This window comes from Streptomyces niveiscabiei, assembly GCF_001419795.1.
Taxonomy (GTDB): Bacteria; Actinomycetota; Actinomycetes; order Streptomycetales; family Streptomycetaceae; genus Streptomyces; species Streptomyces niveiscabiei.
Genome location: NZ_LIRL01000027.1, coordinates 1 through 16,166, shown reverse-complemented (window position 1 = coordinate 16,166; position 16,166 = coordinate 1). Strand labels below are relative to the sequence as shown.

The following is a 16,166-nucleotide window of genomic DNA, read 5'->3' as shown; positions in this document are numbered from 1 at the left end:
GCGGTCACCCCGCCTTGAGCACGCTCACCACGATCGGCCCCGCCGCGTCCACCCCGTGCCCCCCGCTCTGCACCATCGCCGCCGCCGCGACGTCGCCCCGGTACGCCGTGAACCAGCTGTCGGACGTGGCGTTGCCGTCGGTCTCCGCCGAGCCGGTCTTCGCGCCGATGTCGCCGCCCGCGAGGGGGGACATGACGTCGGCGGCGGTCCCGCTGACGGCCGTCCGGCGCATCATCGTGCGCAGTTGCTGCGAGGTGGAGGACGACAGGCCCTGCGCGGTGGCCAGCGTGCGCTGGTCGAAGGAGAGCGGGACCAGGACCGGCTGGCGGAAGGTGCCCGTCTTCGCGGTGGCCGTGATGGACGCCATGTTCAGCGGGTTGAGCTGCACCTGGCCCTGGCCGATGAGGTTCGCGGCCTTGTCGGGGCCGGAGACCGCCGGGACCTCGCCGTCGACAGACGCGATGCCGATCTTCCAGTCGCCCCGCCCGACCCCGAACTTCTCCTGCGCCTCCTTCGTGAGCGCGTCGTCCGCGAGGTCGTCCGTGTACTTGATGAAGGCGGTGTTGCAGGACCGCGCGAAGCTGTTCGCCAGGGTCGCGCTCTCGTCCGGCTTCATGCCCGTGATGTTGTGGAAGGTCTGCCCCTCCCACATCGCCGTGTCCGTACAGGGCGCGGGACCGTTCGCCGTGGTCAGGTCGTTGTCGATGAGCGTGGCCGCCGTGACGATCTTCATCGTGGACCCCGGCGGACGCGCCCCGGACACGGCCGAGTTGAACCCGTTCGCCGTGTTGTTCGCGATGGCCAGGATGTCCCCCGTGCTCGGCTGGACCGCGACCACCGACGACTCCGGGTACCTCTTCACCGCCGTCTCCGCCGCCGCCTGCACGCTCGCGCTCAGCGTCGTCCGCACCTTGCCCGCCTTGCCCTCGGCGAGCGTCACGAGCGTCGTGTCGGGCAGCTCCGCCTGCGCGTGCCGGACGACCAGCTCGACCCCCGGCGTGCCGCCCGACTGCGCCCCGTACTTCTTGCGCAGCGCGTCCAGCGTTGCCCCCAGCGACGGGTACTTCTCCGCCGTCAGCACCTTCCCGTCCCGGTCCACCGCCTCGATCGCCGGCGCCCCCGAATCCCCCGTCACCAGCGTGTCCGTAGAGCTCGTCAACGCCGGATGCACCACCGCCGGCTTCCAGTCCACCAGCGCCTTCCCGGTCGTGACACCGCGTACGACGGTGAGGCTGCTGCGGTACGAGAGCGGCTTGGACACGCTGCCGAACGACACCGTCGCGTCGACCCGGTACGGCACGGTGGCCCCCGTGATCGCCCCCGGCGTGATCTTCACACCGCCGATGTGCGCCTCGGTCCCGTACGCGGTGAAGAGGGGCCCGGCGACGCCCGCGTTGTTGGTCAGACCCGCGGCGACGCTCGCCTCCCCCTTCTCCCACGCGGCGAAGAACGCCTTCGCGGTGTCCTTGACCTCGTCGGAGCTCGGCGGTCCGGTCTTCACCGGCGCCGGGCCCTTCGCCGTCGATCCGCCGTCCACCGCCGACAGCAGGTTGTACGCGCCGTACCCGGCGCCGCCCACCATCACGGCGAACACCGTCCCGACGACGGCGACCTTGACCGCCTTGGCCATGCCTTCTTCCTCCCCGTATCCCCCATGGGCTCTTCTGAACGCGTTCAAAAGAGCCCCTCTGCCTCGCACTGTATGCGGCCGGAGGGGCTCCTGTGACCGGCGTATACGGAAAGTTGTCCGAATGGAGACGCGGCTAGAACGCCGCCGTCCGGTCCGTGCTGCGCGGGTCGCTCACCCGGTGCTCCGCGTAGATGCCCGACCGCGCCTCACGGCGCCACGGACGCCCGTACGTCACCGCGCCCGCGGCGGCCTCGGAGCTGTCGTCGAGGTCCGCGACCGCCACCGACGGCGAACCGTCCACACGGCACCGGGCGAGCCAGTCCCCGTCGGGAGCGGCGATCCCGGACGGCGCCCTGTACCGCGCCGGCCCGGCGAAGCTGACCCAGTAGCTGTTGGCCGCGGCATGCCCCTGAGCTTGGGCGGCGGTGTTCCCCGGCGTACCGCTCGTCGAGAACAGCACGCAGTCGACGTCCAGTTCCTCGTACTCCGCGAACAGCTCCGGGTAGTGGATCTCCATGCCGAGCAGGCAGCCGAAACGGACCCCGTCCACCTCGAAGGTCACCGGCGAGACGCCCGGCGAGTACATGTACGACACCTTCGTCCTCGACAGCAGCCGCTCGTCGTACCGCGTGACGACCTCGCCGGCGTCGGAGACGACGTACAGGCTGCTGTGCGGACGGTTCGGGCCGGTCAGGCGGTGCACCGACGGGATCACCGTCCACAGCCGCAGCTCACGGGCCAGCCCGGCGATCGCGGCCAGCTCCTCCTGGAGTACGGGCCATCGGCACCGCTCCCAGTCCGCCGGGCCGACCGCGTCCGGGCCGGCCGCGGACATCACGAACTTCCCGGGAAAACAGATCGCGCCCTCCGGGAAGTGCACGACCCTGGCCCCCCGAGCCCCGGCCTCGCGCATCAACTCCTTGACCTCGCGCCCGCTCTCCCGCAGCGCCTCGGCGTCCCGGGGGTCTTCGCGTACGACGGTCTGCGCCACGGCGAGCCGCACGCGCCTCGGATTCCCTGCTTCCGACATGACGTCTCCTGATGGAGTCGGACGGAAGTGCCGCAGAGCGGACGTGTAGGACTCACCGGTCCTGGCGGCACGGGCACGCACCCGGCGCTTGAAGTTCCTACGAGCTGTCATCACGGCCTTCCACGCCCTGAGCGACAGCTCCCCAGCAACCTCGCCCACGACGACCGGGCTGCGACAACGGCCTGAGACGCTGGTCCCTTTGCCTCCGGTGGAAGACCGCGCTGGGGACGGTCGGGGGAGGTTCGGCGTAGGCCACGCAGTCGGCCATGATGCCGCCGGGGGCGGTCGCCGTCAACGCCCTCCGCCGGTTCCCCCGCGCCCCTCAGTACCCGAACGCCCTGCCCGTGTTCGCCCCCAGCGCCTCCGCGAGGGTGTCCTCGTCGATGCCCCTGACCTCCGCCATCGCCCGGACGGTGACGGGGATGAGGTACGGGGCGTTGGGGCGGCCACGGTAGGGGGCCGGGGTCAGGAAGGGGGCGTCCGTCTCGACCAGGAGGAGGTCGAGGGGGGACACCGCGACCGCGTCGCGCAGGTTCTGGGCGTTCTTGAAGGTGACGTTGCCCGCGAAGGACATGAAGTAGCCGGCGCGGGCGCAGATCCGGGCCATGTCGGCGTCGCCGGAGTAGCAGTGGAAGACCGTGCGCTCGGGGGCGCCCTCTTCCTTCAGGACGCGCAGGACGTCCTCGTGGGCGTCGCGGTCGTGGATCACCAGGGCCTTGTCATGCCTCTTCGCGATCTCGATGTGCGCGCGGAACGACGCCTCCTGGGACTCCTTGCCCTCGGGGCCCGTACGGAAGTAGTCGAGGCCGGTCTCGCCGACGCCCTTCACGTGGGGCAGCGCCGCGAGCCGGTCGATCTCGGCGAGGGCCTCGTCCAGCGCCGCCCGGCCGCCCGGCTTGCGCGCGCCCTGCCGGGACCAGCCGTCGGGGTCGCCGTGCACGATGCGGGGCGCCTCGTTGGGGTGCAGGGCGACGGCCGCGTGGACCGCGTCGTACGCCTGCGCCGTCTCGGCCGCCCACCGGGAGCCGCGTACGTCGCACCCGACCTGCACGACCGTCGTCACCCCGACGGACGCCGCCTTCGCGAGGGCCTCCGGCACCGTCCCCGACTGCATGTCGAGGTGCGTGTGGGAGTCGGCGACCGGCACGCGCAGGGGTTCCGGGAGGGGCGGGGCGGCGTTCTTGCCGGAGGCGTTCGCAGGCATGCCCCGATCCTACGGAAGGGGGCGCCACCGAATCACGGTGATTTCTCCGGCACCCCGGCACCGGCAAGCCCCCCTCGCCGATGCCGGGCGCCCCGCGTCAGCTCGCCTTGCGGAACGGGTGCAGCAGGTCGGACAGATGCCAGTGGTGCGGCTCGCGCGGCTCCGTCGCCGCCGCGTCCGTGACCGCCTCGGCCCGTGCCGCCGGCACCTTGTACGGCCGCCGCGCGGCCTCCCGTACCGACGACACCTGCCCCGCCCGCATGATCCGCACGACGTGCGCGTCGCAGTTCTGGCAGGTGGGGCGGGAGAGCGGGGACGGTACGACCTTGCCCTCCGCGACGTACATCACGAACTCGTGGCCGTCCGCGTCGGTGTGGTGCTCGATCTCGTACGACTGCTCCCAGCCGTGCCCGCAGCGCATGCAGGCGAAGGAGTAGGACTCGTTGACCACGGCCGTCGCTCCGTCGCGCAGGCCGGTACGCCCTGAAATCTCGCTCATGCCAGCTCCTTAGGTCCGCTGACCGGGGGACGTCCTGTCTTGTCCCTCCACCTCAGTGGACGCCCGGGAGCCCCCGCCCGGTAGCCGCCCTGTTCTTTGTTGGGCGCGATTTGGCGTTTCCTTACCAACGGAGTCGGCAGGGGCGTACGGGCTTTGCCTTCGGAGACACCGCTTTGCCAAGGCATGAAGCCCAGGGCGGCATGAAACGGACGCCGGCCGTCAGGAGTTGTGCTTGGCGGCGACGACCGCGTCGAACACGATCCGCTTGGCGATCCCGGCCTCCACGGCGACCGCGGCGATGGCCTCCTTGCGCCGTTCCCCGGCGGCCTCCCGCACCTGCACGCGCCGCACGAGCTCCCCGGCGTCCAGCTCCTCGGGCCCGCGCTCCGGCGCCCCCGAGACGACGACGGTGATCTCCCCGCGCACCCCCTCAGCGGCCCACTCCGCCAGCTCCCCGAGCCCTCCGCGCCGTACCTCCTCGTACGTCTTGGTCAGCTCCCGGCACACGGCCGCCCGGCGCTCGGCACCGAACACCTCGGCCATCGCGGCGAGGGTGTCGTCGAGCCGGTGCGGGGCCTCGAAGTAGACGAGGGTGCGGCGCTCCTCGGCCACGTCCCGCAGCCGCGACAGCCGCTCGCCGGCCTTGCGCGGCAGGAACCCCTCGAAGCAGAACCGGTCGACGGGCAGCCCGGACAGCGCGAGCGCGGTCAGCACGGCGGACGGCCCCGGTACGGCGGTGACGCGGATGTCCCGCTCCACGGCGGCGGCGACGAGCCGGTACCCGGGGTCGGACACCGACGGCATCCCCGCGTCGGTGACGAGCAGCACCCGCGCGCCCCCCACCAGCGCCTCCACCAGCTCCGGCGTCCGCGCGGACTCGTTCCCCTCGAAGTACGAGACGACCCGCCCCCGGGGAGTCACACCGAGAGCCTGAGTCAGCCGCCGCAGCCGCCGGGTGTCCTCGGCGGCGATCACATCGGCCTCGGCCAACTCCCGCGCGAGCCGGGGAGGCGCGTCCGTGATGTCCCCAATGGGAGTTCCGGCAAGGACGAGGGTGGCGGGAGTCGGTGTCACGTTTCCATCCTCGCAGTTGTTGATGCACGGGACTCACACAGAGCTGTTCCCTACGATGGCGCGGTGACCAGTACCGCGTCCTCCACGGACTCCACGGAACACCGGCCCGCCCCCGACGAGTCCGGGCGGGCCGACCGTATGTCGTGGCCGCAGCGGCTGCGCCGGTTCGGATACCAGGGGCGGCCGGTCGCGGACGTACGGGAGCGGCTGGTCCCCGCGTACGCCGAGCCCAGCCCCCGGCTGTGGGAGTCGCTCGGCGTCTCCCACCGGCTCTCCGCCTGGCTGACGCGCTGGTCGGCGTGGCTCGGGCCGCTGCTGGTGACGCTGCTCGCGGGGCTGCTGCGGTTCTGGAACCTGGGCGCTCCGAAGGCGGTGATATTCGACGAGACGTACTACGCGAAGGACGCGTGGGCCCTCGTCCACCGCGGCTTCGAGGTCGGCTGGGACAAGAACGTCAACCAGCTCATCCTGAACTCGAACGGCGACGTGCCGGTGCCCACGGGCGCCGCGTACGTCGTCCACCCGCCGGTCGGCAAGTACGTCATCGGCCTCGGCGAGCTGATGTTCGGCTTCAACCCCTTCGGCTGGCGCTTCATGACGGCGCTGCTCGGAACGCTGTCCGTCCTGCTGCTGTGCCGCATCGGCCGGCGGCTGTTCCGCTCGACGTTCCTCGGCTGCCTCGCGGGCGCGCTGATGGCCGTCGACGGCCTGCACTTCGTCATGAGCCGTACGGCGCTGCTCGACGGCGTGCTGATGTTCTTCGTCCTCGCGGCGTTCGGGTGCCTGGTGATCGACCGGGACAAGGCGCGCGAGAAACTCGCGGCGTCCCTGACGCCGGACGCGGACGGCCGCTACCGCCCCGACGCCGCCGTCGGCGACCACTTCCGCTTCGGCCGGCGCCCCTGGCGCTGGGCCGCCGGTCTCATGCTCGGCCTCGCCATCGGCACCAAGTGGAACGGCCTGTACTTCATGGCCGCGTTCATCGTCATGGCGCTGCTGTGGGACGCCGGCACGCGCAAGGTCGCGGGCGCCCGTACCCCGTACCAGGCAGTCCTCAGGTACGACACGGGTTACGCCGTCCTCGCGACCGTACCCGTAGCTCTCCTGACCTACCTCGTCTCCTGGACCGGCTGGATCCTCTCCCCCTCCGACGGCACCGGCGGGTACTACCGCAACTGGGCCGCCGTCGACGGCAAGGGCGGCTCCTGGACCTGGCTCTTCCCCGACTGGCTGCGCAGCCTGTGGCACTACGAGCACGAGGTGTACAAGTTCCACACGCACCTCACCTCGCCGCACTCCTACCAGTCCAACCCGTGGAGCTGGCTCGTCCTCGGCCGGCCCGTCTCCTTCTTCTACGAGACCCCGTCCCCGGGCGTCTCCGGCTGCCCCACCGGCGTCGCCGAGAAGTGCCCCCGCGAGGTCCTCGCCCTCGGCACGCCCCTCCTGTGGTGGGCCGCCTGCTTCGCCGTCCTCTACGTCCTGTGGCGCTGGTTCTTCCGCCGCGACTGGCGCGCGGGCGCCATCGCGGGCGCCATCGCCGCCGGCTACCTCCCCTGGTTCATGTACCAGGAGCGCACGATCTTCTTCTTCTACGCCGACGTCTTCCTCCCCTTCCTCTGCCTCGCCGTCGCCATGCTGATCGGCGCCCTCGCCGGCCCACCGGGCTCCTCCGACAACCGCCGGGTCATCGGCGCGACCGGCGCGGGGGTCCTCGTCCTGCTCATCGCCTGGAACTTCATCTACTTCTGGCCGATCTATACGGGGACTGCGATGCCGCTGGACGACTGGCGGACGCGGATGTGGCTGGACACGTGGGTGTAGCTGGACTTATGCATGCCGACAGGGTCAGAACTCGTACTGCAATTCGTAGAGATGTCCTGCCTTGGCCATGACCGTGACCTCGATCGGGCGTTCGTCGTCGCTGTAGACCACCCGGAAGGTGCGGAGAACGGGCAGGTCACTCGGGAGTTGCAGGGCCTCGAACTGTTCCTGGGTGGGGACGCGTGCGGAGACCCGGTCCACGGTGTGGCGCGGCGGGTAACCCATCTCGGCAAGCAGCGCGGGTGTGCCACCCCGGATCTTCCGGCGTTCAGCCATTGCCGTGCCGCGAGCCAGTTCGACCGGGTAGTAGGACTTCACCAACTCGACCGGTGAGCCGTCGTACGAGAGGACTTGACGCCGTAGCACGGCCACGCCGTTCTCATCGAGCCTCAGCGCTTCTGCAACGTCAGCTGGCGGACGCACCTCCGCAACCTCCAACAGCTCGATACTTCCGCGCCTGCCCTTGTTGGTTGCCACTGTGAGCCATGAGTACTGCTCACCGGGCGGCGCCGGTTGGCCGGTGTCCGCTGGCCGGATGGTCTCCTGTTGGTGCGGCCGGACCGTCACCGCCGAACCAGGGCGACCGACGGCAAGACGTTCGTCTTTCAGTACCTGGAGAGCTTTCTGGACAGTCGCGTTGGCCACCGCGAACCGGTCCCTGAGCTGCTGGGTCGAAGGGAGGTTGGCGCCGGGCTGAAGGTCTCCCGACATGATTTCGTCGCGGAGATCAGCCGCGATGCGTTCGTGGAGCGGGCGTCGATCGTGGGCGTCCAGTTCCGCCTTGGGCACGTCAGTCAGATCCTCGGTTCGAGTTCGTAGCGGAGTCGTTGGCCGGTCGCCGGGTAGACGGATTCGTCGACCTGGAAGCGCCGGCCGTCGGAGTCCATCGTCAGCCGGGTCATGCAGAGGACGGGTTCGACGTCGCTGAGGTCGAGTACCTGTCGCTCGGCATCGGTGGGCATGCGTGCGGAGACTTCCTCCCGGACGCGGTGTGCGGAGTAGCCCAGTTCGGCAAGGAGGGTGACCGCACCTCCCCGGATCTTCCGGGTTTCTTCGAGGCGGGTGCCGTGTGCGACTTCCGCCGGGTAGTAGGTATCGGTCAGCTCAACGGGACGGTCATCGAGGTAGATGACGCGCTGGCGCACCACCACGGCGGCGCCCTCGTCGACCATGAGCAGTGCTGCCACACGCGACGGCGCGGGAACCTCCCCCGCTCGAACGATCCGCTGACTGCCTACGCCTCCCCTGGCTGAGGCTTCCTCCTGCCATGCGTCGCCCTGCCCGTTCTCCCGGGGCGCCACGTACGGCACTGAGGTACCGACCCAATCACTGCTGCTCACGTCCGCACTCCCTTCCAATCGATTTAGCGGACGACCTCACCGCTTTACACGATAAGCGATACGGCTACGATGCCAACCTTGCCATCTTTCGCATATAGCGATACGGTCCTTGTGTTGTGCCGCACCATCGGAAGCGGCACAGACCGGCCGAGGAATCGAGACGGAGGGGGGATCCATGGAACACAGGCGACCCGACGCGGCCTTGTCCGGGCAGCTCGCCCAGTTACGGATGCTGGACGGCGCTCTGGTCGAGCGGATGCGGCACGAGGCGCTGACCGCTCCGGCGTCCTGGAAGGCGGAGTACGGCGAGTTCCAGTCCGGCGGCTGGTGGACCACGTCGTTGATGAACGCCTCCGGTGACGCCGCCGACGTACGGATCACCGACGGCACCGCCCGGCCCACCACGCTGCTGGAGCACATGCCCGCCACGGCGGGCCTGCTGTCCGGACTCGGCCTGAACTACATGTGGGTGCGGCTGGCCCGGCTGGAACCGAACGCGTTCCTCTGGGAGCACCGTGACTACAACGAGCTGGACCAGGTCGAGCGGCACCGGCTGCACGTCCCGCTGCACACCAATTCCTCGGCCTTCCTGGTCACCGGGGGCACCAAGGTCCACCTGGACGGCGGGCGGATCTGGCGGCTGACCCCGACGTACGCGCACGGGGTGTGCAACCTGCTCGGCCCGGACCGGGTCCATCTGATCGCGGACGTGTACGCCGACGACGCCTACCGGCGGCTGTCCGGGACGGCGCAGGAACCCTCAAACGCCGAACCCCTGCCGCACGCGTCGGAGACGGACCTGGCCCAACGCCTCGCCGCCGCACGGCGCCTGGCCGATCTCGGCTACACGCCGGCGGCCGAACAACTGCTGCTGCGGCTGTTCTACGCCTTCGCCCTCCCGGAAGGCGCCGTCTACGACCTGATCGGCGCTCTGCACACCACGCTCGGTGACAGCGAGGCGTGCCGACGCTGGGCGGCCGCGAAGTCCCAGCTCCTCGCCCTCGCCCCGTGAAGCTGTCCGGCACGTCACATCCGGCACGTCAGCACCTTCAGCGCCTTCAGCACGGAAGGACAGCCCATGCCCACTGCTGTGTCCCCGGCTCCGGCCGGACTGCGCCTGACCGAACTCGCCGAGGCCAACCGCCCCGCCCAACTGCCCTTGCTGACCCGCATCGCCGAGGTGCTGTCCGCCTCCCCAGCGGTGACCCATCTGCTGGTCCGGGGCTCGCTCGCCTCCGGCACCGCCGACCGCCTCTCCGACGTCGACTTCGTCGTCGGGGTCCACGACCGCGATCTGTCCGCCTTCACCTCGGCCCTCGACGACCTGATGACGGTCGTGTGCGGAGCTCTGCTGCCAGGATGGCGTGACACCATCGTCGCGGACCTGGGAGGTATCGGATTCGTCTTCCTCGTCCAGTACGAGGGAAGGCTCCAGCAGGTCGACCTCTACCTCGCTCCTGCCTCCCGGATCGCCGAGTTGGGCCGGAAGACGGGTGGGAAGACGCTCCTGGAGCGGTCGTCGGCCGGGATCACCGCCACCCACACCGAGCGGGCGCGGGCTCACATCGCGGAGTTCACCGCCCGGCCGCGCTCGTGCGCCGAGCTGCTGATCGAACACCTCGTGCTGGCCGTGTTGCTCCACAAGCGCATCCGGCGCGGTCAGCGGTTCGTCGCCTATGCCGAGTGGCACCTGCTGCACACCGCGACGAAGGACCTGATCAAGACCGCGCTCGTCCCGGCGTCCGCGTTCTGGGGCTGGTACCGGCTCCGGGAGGAACTCGCGCGCACCCCGATCGGACGGACCTGCCTGGCCGACCTGGACGCGGCGATCACCTCTCCGGCCGTCCCCGACACGGACGACGTCACCATGGCCCTGGACCGGGTGCTCGCGCTGACCGCGCGGGCCTGCCCGAACGCCCTGGACGGCCTCACGGACGCCGTCACCGCCTGCCGCGCCTACCTGGAGCTGGTGTGACACGGCGGACGACGGCCGCCTTCTTCGGCGGGGTCGTCCCCGCCTCGCCGGACGAGGAACAGCTCGCCGAGGACATCGGCGCCGCCCTGGCCAGGGCCGGGCTCACGCTGCTGCACGGCGGCTACAACGGCCTGATGGAGGCCGCCGCCCGTGGAGCCGCCTCCGAGGGCGGGACGGCCGTCGCGGTCACGCTGGCCGGCAAGCATGCCGCATGGGGTGCGTTCAATCCGTACATCACCGACGAGGTCCACCTTCCCGGCCTCGGCACCCGCCTCGACCACTACCTCGACTCGGCGGACCTGGTGGTCGCGATGGGCGGTGGGGTCGGCACCCTGCACGAGCTGTCCGCCGCCCTCTACTACGCGAGCACCATCCGCCCTGTCCCTGTCTGGGTCACCGGTCCCACCGCGCTCGGACTGCTGGCCTTCCTCAAGCGGGAGAAGTGGTTGTTCGAGACACCCACCCGGCCACTGGGTTTCCTCAGCGCGATCGCTTCGGCGACGGCCTTCGCCGCCCAGCTCCACGACCTGACCGACCGGAAGGGAGCCGGCACATGACCGGGATCACTCTGAGGGCCCGAGTCGCCGCGACGGCCTGCGTCGCCGATGAGTTCACGCTGTCCGGCGGACAGGTGCTCGACTCGTACTTCGACGAGTACCGGCTCGCCGCCGACCCTGAGCTGCTGTACGACGTCGCCGAGGCGATGGCCGCGCTCGTCCCCGGGGACGCCGAGGTGCTGGCCGGGATCGAACTGGGAGGTGTCCCGCTGGTCGTCGCCCTGTCGGCGGCCACCGGGCTGCCGTCCGCGTTCCTCCGCCGCCGGTCCAAGGAGTACGGATCCCGGCGGCAGATCGAAGGCACCGGCGTCGAGGGACGCCGGGTCGTCCTGGTCGACGACGTGGTCCGCTCCGGCGGCCAACTGCTGGCGATGACCCGGATATTGCGGGTCGCCGGTGCTCCGGTCTCCGACGCGCTCTGTGTTCTGGAGAGGCCGCTGGGCGGGAGACCTCTCCTCGACGGACACGGTGTCAGCCTGCACCCCTTGCTGACCGAGGCCGACCTGACCACGGTCCCATGACGAGGGCCGTGCCGGCGCTGCTGGACGTGACCGTCTGCCGGGAGGACGCCGAACCGGCGGTTCTGAAGGCAGCGGGAGCCGTGAGCGTCCTGGACGACGATTTCGCGCTCGCGCACAAACGCTGAGCGATCTTGCCGTCGTACCCGCTACAGTCGGCGACGCGGCAGACGTACACCTCTGCCGCACCACCGGTGGATCAACGGATCTGGAGAAAAGGTGCGGCCCATGGGGGCGCGAGCTATCTGCGTCGAGCCGGAGAACTGAGAACCCTCTCAGTCCCTGTTCTCGGCCCGGCTCGGCGTGTGCACCCCTCGACCACCTTCCGTGACTCCTTCCGTGAGGTCATGCCGCCATGCGCTCGACGCGGATCCGCAGCCTGTTCACCGACTTCTTCACCTCCCGGGGCCACCGGCACGTGCCGTCCAGTCCGCTTGTCCCGGACGACCCGACACTGCTGCTCGCCAACGCCGGGATGAACCAGTTCAAGCCGTACTTCCTGGGGGAGACCACCCCCGCCTTCTCCCGCGCCACCAGCATCCAGAAGTGCGCCCGCACCTCGGACATCGACAACGTCGGACGGACCAACCGGCACGCCACGTTCTTCGAGATGATGGGCAACTTCTCCTTCGGCGACTACTTCAAGGAGGACGCGATCGCGTTCGCCTGGGAACTCCTCACCGAGGGCTACCGGTTGGAGAAGGAGAGACTCTGGATCACGGTCTTCGAGGACGACGACGAGGCCGAGCGCCTCTGGCGCCGCATCGGCGTCCCCGCCTCCCGCATCCAGCGCCTGGGCATGGAGGACAACTACTGGTCCATGACGGTCCCCGGCCCCTGCGGACCCAGCTCCGAGGTCCACTACGACCGCGGCCCGGCCTTCGGCGAGGAAGGCGGTCCGGCCGTGGACGGCGAGCGCTACATGGAGATCTGGAACCTGGTCTTCATGCAGAGCGTCCGCGGTGACGGACCGCCGAAGAAGGACTACCCGATCCTCGGCGAGCTCGCCCACAAGAGCATCGACACCGGCCTCGGCCTGGACCGGCTCGCCGTGATCCTCCAGGGCGCGCAGAACGTCTGCACCACCGACCTGCTCCTGCCCACTTTCCGCACCGTCCAGGAACTGGCCGGCCGCGAGGCTCCCGGCGAGGGGGAGGAGCAGGTGTCCTTCCAGGTCGTCACCGAACACGCACGCTCCATCGCCTTCCTCGTCGCCGACGGCGTCCTCCCGGCCAAGGACGGCCGCGGCTACGTCCTGCGCCGCCTGATGCGCCGAGCGATCCGCCACGCCCGGCTGCTCGGTGTCGACGGCCCTGTCCTGCCCGCCGTCACCGCGTCCGTGATCGGCAACCTCGCCGACGTCTGGCCCGAGCTCACCGCCCAGGCCACCCTGATCGAGCAGGTCGTCACCGCCGAGGAGGAGTCCTTCACCCGCACTCTCACCCAGGGCAGCCGACTCCTGGACGCCGCCATCGCCCGTACCCGGAGCAGCGGTTCGGCCGCGCTGCCGGGCGAGACGGCCTTCGAACTCGCCGACACCTACGGCTTCCCCGTGGAACTGACCGTCGAGGCCGCCCGGGACGCCGGACTCACCGTCGACGAGGACCGCTTCGCCGCGCTCCTGGACGAGCAGCGCAGCCGCGCGAAGGCCGGCGGCAGGGCCAGGACCACCGAGGCCCTGCGCCGCCTGGACACCTACCGGGAACTGGCCGCCGGTCTTCCGTGCACCGAGTTCCTCGGCTACGAGCAGCTCACCGCCGAGGTCACCGTCACCGGCCTGATCCCGGGAGGCACGGCAGGCGAAGGCGCGGACGTCGAACTGGTCCTCGACCGTTCCCCGTTCTACGCCGAGGCAGGCGGGCAGATCGGCGACACCGGCACCCTCACCCTGGCCGACGGCACCGCCGTACGGATCACCGACACCCGCTACGGCCTGGCGGGCTTCCGCGTCCACACCGCCCGCGTCCTGCACGGTGAACTCCGCACGGGCGCCGTCGGCGAAGCCGCCGTGGACGCCGGGCGCCGGGCCGGTCTGACGCGCTCCCACTCCGCCACGCACATCCTGCACGCCGTCGTCATGGCCACCCTCGGCGACCACGCCCGCCAGCAGGGCTCCCTCGTCGAACCCGACCGGCTCCGCTTCGACTTCGCGCACTTCGCCGCCCTCGCCCCGGACCAGCTCACCGCCATCGAGACCGCCGTCAACGGCCATGTCCTCGACGACCCCGCCGTACGGGCCTGGCACGCCGACCGCGCCGAGGCCGAGGCCGCAGGAGCCGTCGCGCTGTTCGGCGAGAAGTACGGCGACCGGGTCCGCATCGTCGACATCGGCGACTTCTCCCGCGAACTCTGCGGCGGCACCCATGTCGCGCACGGCTCGCAGGTCGGCGCCTTCCGCCTGCTCTCCGAGTCCTCGATCGGCTCCAACCTCCGCCGCGTCGAAGCGCTCACCGGCCACGGCATGCTCCGCCACCTGGACACCGAACGCCGCCTGCTCGACGAACTCGCCGCCCTGCTCGGCACCCGTTCCGCCGACGCCCCCGATGCCCTGCGCAAGCGGCTGCGAGTCCTCGCCGACGCGCAGGACGAACTGTCCCGGCTCAGGGCCGAAGAGCTGGAGCAGCGAGCCGGACAGCTCACCGGACAAGCCCGGCGCACCGGCCACGGACACCTGATCGTCCAGGAAGTCACCGGCGTCACCCCGGACGAACTCCGTCTCCTCACCGCCGAGACCCTCACCCGGCTGGGCCGCACCCCGGCCGTCGTCGTTCTCGGCGCCGAACACGACGGCAAGGCCCTGCTCGCCGCCGCGGTCTCGCCCGACCTCCATCAGCAGGGCGTCCACGCCGGCCGCGTCCTCACCGACGCGGCCCGCGCGGTCGGCGGCGGCTCGGGGGGCCGCGGACCCCTCGCGAGCGCGGGCGGACGCCGTCCCCAAGAACTCCGCCGGGCGCTGGACCTCGCGGCTCGCGAGGCGGATCGTCTGCTCGGCGAAAACTGAACGGCACCCTGAGTAGCCGAGTCGCTTTGGAGAGTCACGTAGGACCCGCTAGGTTCTGTGGGCCCGATTGACCCCCGTCTTCTGGAGCGTGTCGGCGTGAGCAGTCCGCAGTACACGTACGCACCGCAGTACGAGCCGCCTGTCGTAGAGGGGGAATATCCGGGCGAACAGCCTTTTTCGCCGGCCATGCAGGCGGCGGCTCCAGAGGCAACGGCTCCAGAGGCGGCGGCTCCGCAGCCGGGGGTTCCCCAGGCGGGCGTTCCGCAAGCGGTGGTGCCCCGGCAAGGAGGCGCCCGGCGTCGCGCCGCGAAGCGGCGGAGGGGGAAGGGGGGCAAGGGGCCCGGCGAGTCGGGGGTGCGCAGGCTGCTGCCGCAGGCCCTCGTCGTCGCGTTCCTCGCCGGCGGCACCAGCGCGTTCGTCGCCCAGGACAAGGCCGTGGAGCTGACCGTCGACGGCACGCCCCGCACGCTGCACACCTTCGCCGACGACGTCACCGAACTGCTCGCGGAGGAAGGGGTGCGCCTCGGCGAGCACGACCTCGTCGTCCCGGCACCCGGCGAGGAACTCGCCAGCGGCGACGAGGTCACCGTCCACTACGGCCGCCCCGTACGCCTCACCCTCGACGGCACCCGGCGCGAGGTGTGGACGACCGCGCGGACCGTCGCCGGCGCGCTCAGGCAGCTCGGTGTCCGGGCCGAGGGCGCGTACGTCTCCACGTCCCGCTCGCAGCGGATCGGCCGCGCCGGGCTCGCGCTGGACGTCCGTACGGAGCGGTCCGTCACCGTCATGGCCGACGGGCGGGCCCGCACGATCCGCACGAACGCCGGGACCGTCCGCGAGGCCGTCGAGGCCGCCGGGATCACGCTGTCCGGGCAGGACACGACCTCCGTACCGCCCGGCAGCTTCCCCCGCGACGGCCAGACGATCACCGTTCTGCGGATCACCGGCACCCGCGAGGTCCGCGAGGAGCCGGTCGACTTCGAGGTGCGCCGCACCGAGGACCCCTCGCTGTTCAAGGGCACGGAGGTGGTGGAACAGGCGGGCGTGCCGGGGCTGCGGCGGGTGACGTACGCGCTGAGGACGGTGAACGGCGTCCGCCAGAAGCCCCGGAGGGTACGGGTGGAGGTCGTCCGCGAACCCCGCGACCAGCTCGTCCGGGTGGGTACGAAGCCCCTGCCGACGTCGGTGGCGGGCGCGGACGGCCTCAACTGGGGCGGCCTCGCGGCCTGCGAGTCGGGTGGCCGCCCGAACGCGGTCGACCCCTCGGGCACGTACGGCGGCCTCTACCAGTTCGACACCCGCACCTGGCAGAGCCTCGGCGGCACCGGCCGCCCCCAGGACGCACCGGCCTCGGAACAGACGTACCGCGCGAAGAAGCTGTACGTACGCCGGGGAGCGAGCCCCTGGCCGCACTGCGGGGCACGGCTGCACGGGTGAGAGGGCCGCACGGTGGGACGGGCACCCCGCGGCCGACCCACTTCGCGCCGCCACCCCGCCCGGGCCCGCTGCCCGCCGGA

Annotated in this window: 15 protein-coding genes; 8 read left to right on the top strand and 7 right to left on the bottom strand. The window is 71.0% G+C overall.

Annotation, left to right across the window (positions count from 1 at the left end; genetic code table 11):
- Window positions 1-4: 4 nt before the first annotated feature.
- The 5 genes from AOK24_RS01710 to rsmI form a co-directional block, all read right to left on the bottom strand.
- Entirely contained in the window at window positions 5-1,630 is a 1,626-nt protein-coding gene (locus tag AOK24_RS01710; RefSeq protein WP_055718249.1) for a penicillin-binding transpeptidase domain-containing protein, read from the bottom strand.
- A gap of 133 nt (window positions 1,631-1,763) precedes the next feature.
- Complete coding sequence (locus AOK24_RS01705) at window positions 1,764-2,660, bottom strand: carbon-nitrogen hydrolase family protein (protein WP_240553597.1); 897 nt, start codon at window positions 2,658-2,660, stop codon at window positions 1,764-1,766.
- Window positions 2,661-2,982: 322 nt separating this feature from the next.
- The gene (locus tag AOK24_RS01700; protein ID WP_055718247.1) at window positions 2,983-3,864 is read right to left on the bottom strand and encodes a TatD family hydrolase; all 882 of its coding nucleotides are present in this window, start codon (window positions 3,862-3,864) and stop codon (window positions 2,983-2,985) included.
- 97 nt (window positions 3,865-3,961) lie between these two features.
- The gene (locus AOK24_RS01695; protein ID WP_055718246.1) at window positions 3,962-4,363 is read right to left on the bottom strand and encodes a hypothetical protein; all 402 of its coding nucleotides are present in this window, start codon (window positions 4,361-4,363) and stop codon (window positions 3,962-3,964) included.
- Between the two features lie 219 nt (window positions 4,364-4,582).
- Window positions 4,583-5,437: a 16S rRNA (cytidine(1402)-2'-O)-methyltransferase gene (gene rsmI, locus AOK24_RS01690; protein ID WP_055718245.1), complete on the bottom strand. Its 855-nt coding sequence runs from the start codon at window positions 5,435-5,437 to the stop codon at window positions 4,583-4,585.
- Window positions 5,438-5,500: 63 nt separating this feature from the next.
- On the opposite strand from rsmI, the gene AOK24_RS01685 reads away from it, so the two are divergent.
- Window positions 5,501-7,258, top strand: a complete 1,758-nt coding sequence (locus AOK24_RS01685) for a dolichyl-phosphate-mannose--protein mannosyltransferase (protein WP_055718244.1) — start codon at window positions 5,501-5,503, stop codon at window positions 7,256-7,258.
- Between the two features lie 24 nt (window positions 7,259-7,282).
- On the opposite strand, the gene AOK24_RS01680 is transcribed toward AOK24_RS01685, so the two are convergent.
- Both AOK24_RS01680 and AOK24_RS01675 read right to left on the bottom strand, forming a co-directional pair.
- Window positions 7,283-8,047 carry a GntR family transcriptional regulator gene (locus tag AOK24_RS01680; RefSeq protein ID WP_055718243.1) on the bottom strand — a complete coding sequence of 255 codons (765 nt, stop codon included), beginning with the start codon at window positions 8,045-8,047 and terminating at the stop codon, window positions 7,283-7,285.
- Window positions 8,048-8,052: 5 nt separating this feature from the next.
- Entirely contained in the window at window positions 8,053-8,598 is a 546-nt protein-coding gene (locus AOK24_RS01675; RefSeq protein ID WP_055718242.1) for a GntR family transcriptional regulator, read from the bottom strand.
- Window positions 8,599-8,773: 175 nt separating this feature from the next.
- Between AOK24_RS01675 and AOK24_RS01670 the strand changes: the two genes are divergently transcribed.
- From AOK24_RS01670 to AOK24_RS01645, 7 genes are all read left to right on the top strand, one after another.
- Entirely contained in the window at window positions 8,774-9,610 is an 837-nt protein-coding gene (locus tag AOK24_RS01670; protein WP_055718241.1) for an aspartyl/asparaginyl beta-hydroxylase domain-containing protein, read from the top strand.
- Window positions 9,611-9,676: 66 nt separating this feature from the next.
- A complete protein-coding gene (locus tag AOK24_RS01665) occupies window positions 9,677-10,573 on the top strand; it encodes a hypothetical protein (RefSeq protein ID WP_079056622.1) in 897 nt (298 codons plus the stop codon).
- A complete protein-coding gene (locus AOK24_RS01660; RefSeq protein WP_055718239.1) occupies window positions 10,570-11,130 on the top strand; it encodes an SLOG cluster 4 domain-containing protein in 561 nt (186 codons plus the stop codon). The genes AOK24_RS01665 and AOK24_RS01660 overlap by 4 nt, the downstream gene beginning before the upstream one ends.
- The gene (locus AOK24_RS01655; RefSeq protein ID WP_055718238.1) at window positions 11,127-11,651 is read left to right on the top strand and encodes an orotate phosphoribosyltransferase; all 525 of its coding nucleotides are present in this window, start codon (window positions 11,127-11,129) and stop codon (window positions 11,649-11,651) included. The genes AOK24_RS01660 and AOK24_RS01655 overlap by 4 nt, the downstream gene beginning before the upstream one ends.
- Complete coding sequence (locus tag AOK24_RS52190) at window positions 11,648-11,776, top strand: hypothetical protein (protein WP_276206810.1); 129 nt, start codon at window positions 11,648-11,650, stop codon at window positions 11,774-11,776. Before AOK24_RS01655 ends, AOK24_RS52190 begins: the two co-directional genes overlap by 4 nt.
- Before the next feature lie 227 nt (window positions 11,777-12,003).
- Window positions 12,004-14,649 carry an alanine--tRNA ligase gene (gene alaS / locus AOK24_RS01650; protein ID WP_055718237.1) on the top strand — a complete coding sequence of 882 codons (2,646 nt, stop codon included), beginning with the start codon at window positions 12,004-12,006 and terminating at the stop codon, window positions 14,647-14,649.
- 186 nt (window positions 14,650-14,835) lie between these two features.
- Window positions 14,836-16,086 carry a resuscitation-promoting factor gene (locus AOK24_RS01645; RefSeq protein ID WP_240553598.1) on the top strand — a complete coding sequence of 417 codons (1,251 nt, stop codon included), beginning with the start codon at window positions 14,836-14,838 and terminating at the stop codon, window positions 16,084-16,086.
- Window positions 16,087-16,166 lie beyond the last annotated feature (80 nt).